4 protein-coding genes are annotated in these 5,985 nt (G+C 65.5%); 3 read left to right on the top strand and 1 reads right to left on the bottom strand.

Annotation, left to right across the window (positions count from 1 at the left end):
- The coding region (locus ACT6Y9_RS08010) for a tetratricopeptide repeat protein (protein WP_443744148.1) at window positions 1-2,465 on the bottom strand (2,465 nt) is incomplete at its 3' end.
- A 477-nt stretch (window positions 2,466-2,942) separates the two neighbouring features.
- Between ACT6Y9_RS08010 and ACT6Y9_RS08005 the strand changes: the two genes are divergently transcribed.
- The 3 genes from ACT6Y9_RS08005 to htpG all read left to right on the top strand — a co-directional run bounded on the left by ACT6Y9_RS08005 (window position 2,943) and on the right by htpG (window position 5,766).
- A complete protein-coding gene (locus ACT6Y9_RS08005; RefSeq protein ID WP_443744147.1) occupies window positions 2,943-3,119 on the top strand; it encodes a hypothetical protein in 177 nt (58 codons plus the stop codon).
- A gap of 146 nt (window positions 3,120-3,265) precedes the next feature.
- Window positions 3,266-3,763, top strand: a complete 498-nt coding sequence (locus ACT6Y9_RS08000; protein WP_443744146.1) for a homoserine O-acetyltransferase/O-succinyltransferase family protein — start codon at window positions 3,266-3,268, stop codon at window positions 3,761-3,763.
- 122 nt (window positions 3,764-3,885) lie between these two features.
- The gene (gene htpG, locus ACT6Y9_RS07995; RefSeq protein ID WP_443744145.1) at window positions 3,886-5,766 is read left to right on the top strand and encodes a molecular chaperone HtpG; all 1,881 of its coding nucleotides are present in this window, start codon (window positions 3,886-3,888) and stop codon (window positions 5,764-5,766) included.
- The last annotated feature ends 219 nt before the right edge of the window (window positions 5,767-5,985 follow it).

The raw sequence follows: 5,985 nt of genomic DNA, 5'->3' as shown, positions 1-5,985 counted from the left end.
AAGCTGTGGAATCCCGCGCGCAGCACGTCGGGCTCTTCCATGAAGAACGCCCGCGCGGCGTCGAGCACTGGCGGCAGATCCCAGGCGTAGAGCTCAACGTAGCTCCAGCGGGTGCCCGACGCCGTGCCGCAGAGGAAGCAGACTTCCGGAGGACAAACTTCAGAGAGCCGCGCCTGAAGCGCCGCCGTGACGGCGTCCATGCGGGCCGAGCGGGACTCGGGGTCCTCGAAGCCCTTCAGGGAGAAGAAGAGGAACCCCGCCGCGATGCCTTCGGCGTGAAGGCGATCGACCGCATCGGGCGCGTTCGCGCGGAATTCGTTCACGAGGACCACCGCCGCCGTCTCGCCGTGCACGACGTCGAGCCCAGGGACGTCCACGTCCTCGGGCTTGAGCCAGTACTCCAGCCGCCGGCGCGAGAGGGTCTCGAACGTCTCGTCGGCGCTCTCGGGATTCGTTTCGTGGAGATAGTCAGGGAGTTCCGTGAGGGGCATGAGCACCCCCTCGGGCTTCTTCACCGAGAGCGTGACGACCGAGATCCACCTGAGCGCTGCCGCCTCGCCGATGAGCGCCGCGAGCATCAGCATCACCGAGCTCCTCCCCTCGCCCACGGCTTCGGCCTCCGTCATGCCGGCGAACTCCTTGGACCAGAGCGTGATCTTTAGCGCGAGGGCGCTCCTCTCGGGCGTGAAGAAGATGTTGGCGGCGTCAAGCGTCCGTTCGTTCGTGACGAGCTTCACGGCGCTCCCCAAGGGCTCGCGGCCGGCGGCGACGCGCCAGCGGGACTTGAGCGACTCGGGCATCCTGCGGGTGAATTCCAGGATCGGAAGGATCTCCACGATCTCGCCCATGGTGGAGAGCGTGATCACGCCGCGCTCCACGCCCTCGGGCGTGGTCTCGAAGCGCACGTCCGAATCCCAGAGGAAGGGACGACCGAAAAGCTGCTGCGGGGAGAAGGCGAGGCGCCCGGCTCTCTTGAGCTTCTCCCAGAGCTCCGCCTCCCGCGCGGCGAAAGCGTTCCAGGCCGCCTCGACGCGGCGGCGGAAAGGAAGCCGGAAGACGGGGGCCGTGAGCATGTCCTCGCAGTTTCGGAGCGTGAGGAGCGCCTCCTCGTCGCCGGGTTTGCGCGAGAGAAGCTCGCGGCACATGGCCGCGGCCTGCGGCTGCATGTCCACCAGCATGAAGGCCGCGGCGTACTGCCGCCACCACTCGGGGTTGCCGCGACCGTCGGCGCCGAATTCGCTGAGAAGCTGAATCGCCTCCCAGACGCCGCGCTCGTCCACACGCGGGCCGCCCGCGGCCTTGAGGAGCTTCGCGCAGGCGAGTTCGAGCATCTGCCGCGGGTTGCGCTCGCCTTCGGGCACGGCTTCAATCACCGCAATGGCGCGCTCGGGCTCGCCCTTGGAGCGCCACCAGGCGGCCTGGTCGGCGGGCGAAAGGTCCGCGTCGGGGGCCTGCGCTTCGTCGACGGAGACGGCCTCAAGGTCGATGAATTCCGCCGGGATGTCCTTGTATTTGACTGCGCGCACGCGGTCCGGGGCATCGGAGTCCGAGAGCACGCAGAAGATTGAGCGGTCCTGACGGACCCAGATGCGCTCCAGGTTCGCCGGGTCCGTCACGTCGCGGCGGATCATGTGGGGAATCGCCGCCGCGAGGCGCGCGAGCCACGAGGGGTTCATGTGCGAGAAGCCCGCGGCGTTCATGCGGAAGCCCATCGGCACGACCAACCCGGGTTCGAGCGCTGCGTCGAAGACGACGAAGTGCCCGTCCGGCGAATCATCACGGAAGTTTTCGGCCTTCATTAGGCGTTGGTTCTCCCGGAGGCCGTCTTCGAGCACCACCATGCAGTTCACCGCCCGACATTTGACGAGCATTTCGTCGACGGGGAGGAGCCCCTTCAGGAGCAGCGCATCCGCATCCGCGTCGATCGTGTGGTACTCCATCACTTCGAGGGACTTTCCGGTTTCGATCTCTTCGCGCAGGACCTGGAACTGGTGGTGCCCCGGAACGAGCGCCTCACCTTCACTCACGTAGCGCAGTGCAAGCGTCTTGTCGCCGAAGTGCGCGGCGAGCTTCGCCGCCGGAAGGCGGCACCAGGGATAGTCGGGTTGGGCGGCGATGCCCGCCTGCGCCGCATCGAACGCTTCGACGAGCCGCCCCGTGCAGAGAAGCGCCGTTGCGTAACGGTAGTGCCAGACGCCCGAATGCGCTCCCGCCTCCCGGGCGGGCTCGAGGACTCGCAGCGTCTCGAGGGCCGCGGCGTAGGTCTCCTGATTCAGGTACGCGTAGGCGCGCCAGAGCGCGACGTCGAGGTCGGCCGCGGCGGCCGCTTTCGAGGCGAAGCGCCCCGAGGCGACGCCTTCAGAGACGATGTAATCGACGAGCGCGAGGATCGCCCCGATGTCGAGTCCTTCCTCATCGTCCTGCAGGCGCGTGAGCGCCTCCGTCTCTTCCTTCGTGAACGGCATCGCCGCCTCCTTCGAGCCTTAACGACCCCCTTCGGGCCTTTTGGGTTGTCTGGGGTCCTCCACCGCAGAGGGCGGAAGGAGGAATTATCGCCGGCGGGCCGCGCTTTTGGCGCAGGGCGCTCGAATCTCTTCCGCGGCTACCGTGCCGGCGTCCGCTCCCGGCGAAGATCTCGGCAAGCCACCCTCACCCTTCAGACGACGTCGGCGGAGGGCTGGATCTCCCGAACTAACCAAATGGTAATACGACATTACCCCAAGGCTCTCAGGACTCGTCTCTAGCCCGCATGCGTCCCGGCACAAGAACCCTCAATAGCGCGAAGAAAGCGGGGAGCGTCGGGCGCTCAACGACTCGTGGAGGACTATTGTGATCCTCAGAGAGACGCGCACGAACGCGCCTCTCACAAGAAAACGCACGCCGCGCGGCGACGGAACGCCGCGTCCTTTGAAACTGAAAGCTTGTTTAATCGGAGAACAGCCATGAAGAAACTTTCCGCCGCTTCCCTTGAAAAGGGTTGCGTCTCCCAGTCCAAGCAGAGCGCCGAAGCCGCCGCCAAGAAGGCCCGCGCCGCCGCGAAATCGCTCGTTGCATCCGTCGAGCCCGTCTCCCGCACTGAAGCGACCTTCATCGCCATGGGCATCGTCGCCGCGGGGTGATTTCCCCCACGCAGCCGCACCGGGGAAAGAGCGGTCGAGCCGCCGCCCGGGAAGTTGCAGGAACGGCCGGACCTCCTTCGCGGGAGCCGGCCGTTTTTCGTCGCTCCCTGCACCGCTCTGCGCCTCCGAGGAGCCCCGCGTCCGCCATGCCCGTCATCTTGCACAACGACCTTCCGGCCTACACACGCCTCGCCGACGAAAACGTCTTTGTGATGTCGCCCGACTGGGTGCGCACGCAGGACATCCGTCCGCTCAAGATCCTCGTCCTCAACCTGATGCCTACGAAGATCACGACGGAGACGCAGATCGCGACCTACCGCGGCACCCACGTCTCGAGCGACCACCTCGACCTCTTCTACAAGACCTTCAACGAGGTGAAGGACGAGCGCTTCGACGGCATGATCATCACGGGGCACCCCGAATACGACCTCCACACGCTTGACGCCGAGTACCGGCGCGACGTCGAGCGCGGGCTCCCGATCGCGGTGCCCGAGAACTTCTACCCCGGCGACGACCCGGCAGCGCGCCCCGTCTTCTCCTGGCGCGGCCACGCGCATCTCCTCTACCAGAACTGGCTCAACTACTACGTCTACCAGGCGACGCCCTACGACCTCGACGAGCTCGCGTCGGTCGCCGGGAGCTGAAGCCGTCGCCCGCGGGCGGACCTTGAAAAACCGCCCCGGCACCCCCATATGGACTCCAACACGTGAGGACGGGCCGCCGTCCGTCCTCGTAGAACGCAATTTTGTTTGGAGATCCAGAAAAAATGGCTGCTGAAGTTCATGCCTTTCAGACCAAGGTAAGCAAGCTCCTCAAGCTTCTCGCCAACTCGCTCTATTCAAACAAGGAGGTGTTTCTCCGTGAGCTCGTCTCGAACGCCTCCGACGCGATCGACAAGCTGCGCTTCGCCGCGATCTCTCGCCCGGAACTCGTGAAGGACGACCCCGTCTTCTCGATCCGCATCCGCGCCGACCGCGAGGCGGGCACGCTCACCATTTCGGACAACGGCATCGGCATGACGCAGGCCGAGGCGAACCAACACCTGGGCACCATCGCGCAGTCGGGCACCGAAGACTTCCTCGAGCACCTCTCGGCCGAACAGGCGAAGGACGCGCAGCAGATCGGCCAGTTCGGCGTGGGCTTCTACTCGGCCTTCATCGTTGCCGACCGCGTGACCGTGGTCTCGCGCGCCGCGGGCGCCGCCGAGAACGAGGCCGTGAAGTGGGAGTCGGACGGTTCGGGCACCTTCACCTCCGAACTCACGACCCGCACGAGCCGCGGCACGGACGTGATCCTGCACATGAAGAAGGACGAGGCGGACTTCCTCGATCCGTGGACCCTGCGCGGGACGATCACCAAGTATTCCGACCACATCTCGACCCCCGTCTACCTCTGGGAGACGAAGCCCGCCGAGGAAGGGAAGGAGCCGACCCACGAGTGGGTGCAGGTGAACGACGCCAAGGCGCTCTGGACGCTCCCTCCGAAGGACGTCACCGAAGAGCAGTACAAGGAGTTCTACAAGCACCTCACCCACGACTGGGAGGATCCGCTCTGCTGGGCGCACAACCGCGTCGAGGGCGACCTTGAGTACACCTCGCTCCTCTACTGCCCCGCGCAGGCCCCGTACGACCTCTACAACCGCGACGTGCAGAAGGGTCTGAAGCTCTTCGTCGAGCGCGTCTTCATCATGGACCGCGCCGAGGCGTTCCTCCCGAACTACCTCCGCTTCATCAAGGGCCTCGTCGACACGAACGACCTGCCGCTCAACGTCTCGCGTGAACTCCTGCAGGAGTCCCGCGTCGCCTCGAAACTCAAGAAGGCCCTTACGAAGCGCGCCCTCGACATGTTCGCGAAGCTCGACGCCGAAAAGTTCAAGGTCTTCTGGACGCAGTTCGGCCGCGTGATCAAGGAGGGCGTCGTCGAGGATCCGGACAACCGCGATGCGGTTCTGAAGCTCCTGCGCTTCGCGAGCACGAAGTCCGAAGGGGCCGAAACGGTCTCCCTCTCCGACTACCTCGCGCGCATGCCCGAAGGCCAGAAGAACATCTACTACCTCATCGCCAACAGCCGTGAGGCGGCCGAAGGCTCGCCCTACCTCGAGGGCCTCAAGAAGAAGGGCGTTGAAGTCCTTCTCCTCTGGGAGCGCATCGACGAGTGGATGATGGGCGCCCTGACCGAGTTTGACGGGCACAAGTTCGTCTCCGCTACCGCGGGCGACCTCGAGCTCGACGGCGTCAAGTCGCCCGAGGGCGAAGAGGCCGAGAAGCCGAGCGAAACCTCAAAGGAGGACGACGACCGCGCCGTCGCCCGCTTCAAGGCCGCGCTCGGCGACCAAGTCGTGGACGTCAAGGTCTCCAAGCGCCTCGTGGACTCGGCCGCCTGCGTGGTCGGCGCCCACGACCAGATGCTCACCGAGCAGATGCGCCGCATGCTCGAAGCCGCCGGTCAGAAGCTTCCCGAAGAGAAGTACACGCTCGAACTCAACCTCGAGAGCCCGCTCGTGAAGAAGGCGCTCGCGGAAGCGAACCCCGAGAAGTTCAATGAATGGGCCGGTGTGATTCTCGACCAGGCGCTTCTCTCCGAACAGGGCTCGATCAAGGATCCCGCCGGGTTCCTGAAGCGCCTGAACGCCCTGCTCCTCGGCTGAGGCCGCTCCAATCCGCTCCCCTTCACCCACCCCCGGCCGCACCGGTGCGGGTTGAGGGGGATTCAAAGACCGTCCGCTCGTGCGGCCTTCCTCGCCCTCTTGGACAAGAAGACTGCATCGGACGGTCTTTTTCATGGGCGGATGCAGGGTTTTCTGATGCAGGTCAGCCATACCCCACCCGCGGGAGGAGGCGGGTATTCACGAAGACGGTGAAAATAC

Source organism: Sutterella sp., from assembly GCF_052272535.1.
Classification (GTDB): domain Bacteria; phylum Pseudomonadota; class Gammaproteobacteria; order Burkholderiales; family Burkholderiaceae_F; genus Sutterella.
Note: the sequence above shows the minus strand (reverse complement) of the source record. Positions and strands in the feature narration are given on the sequence as shown.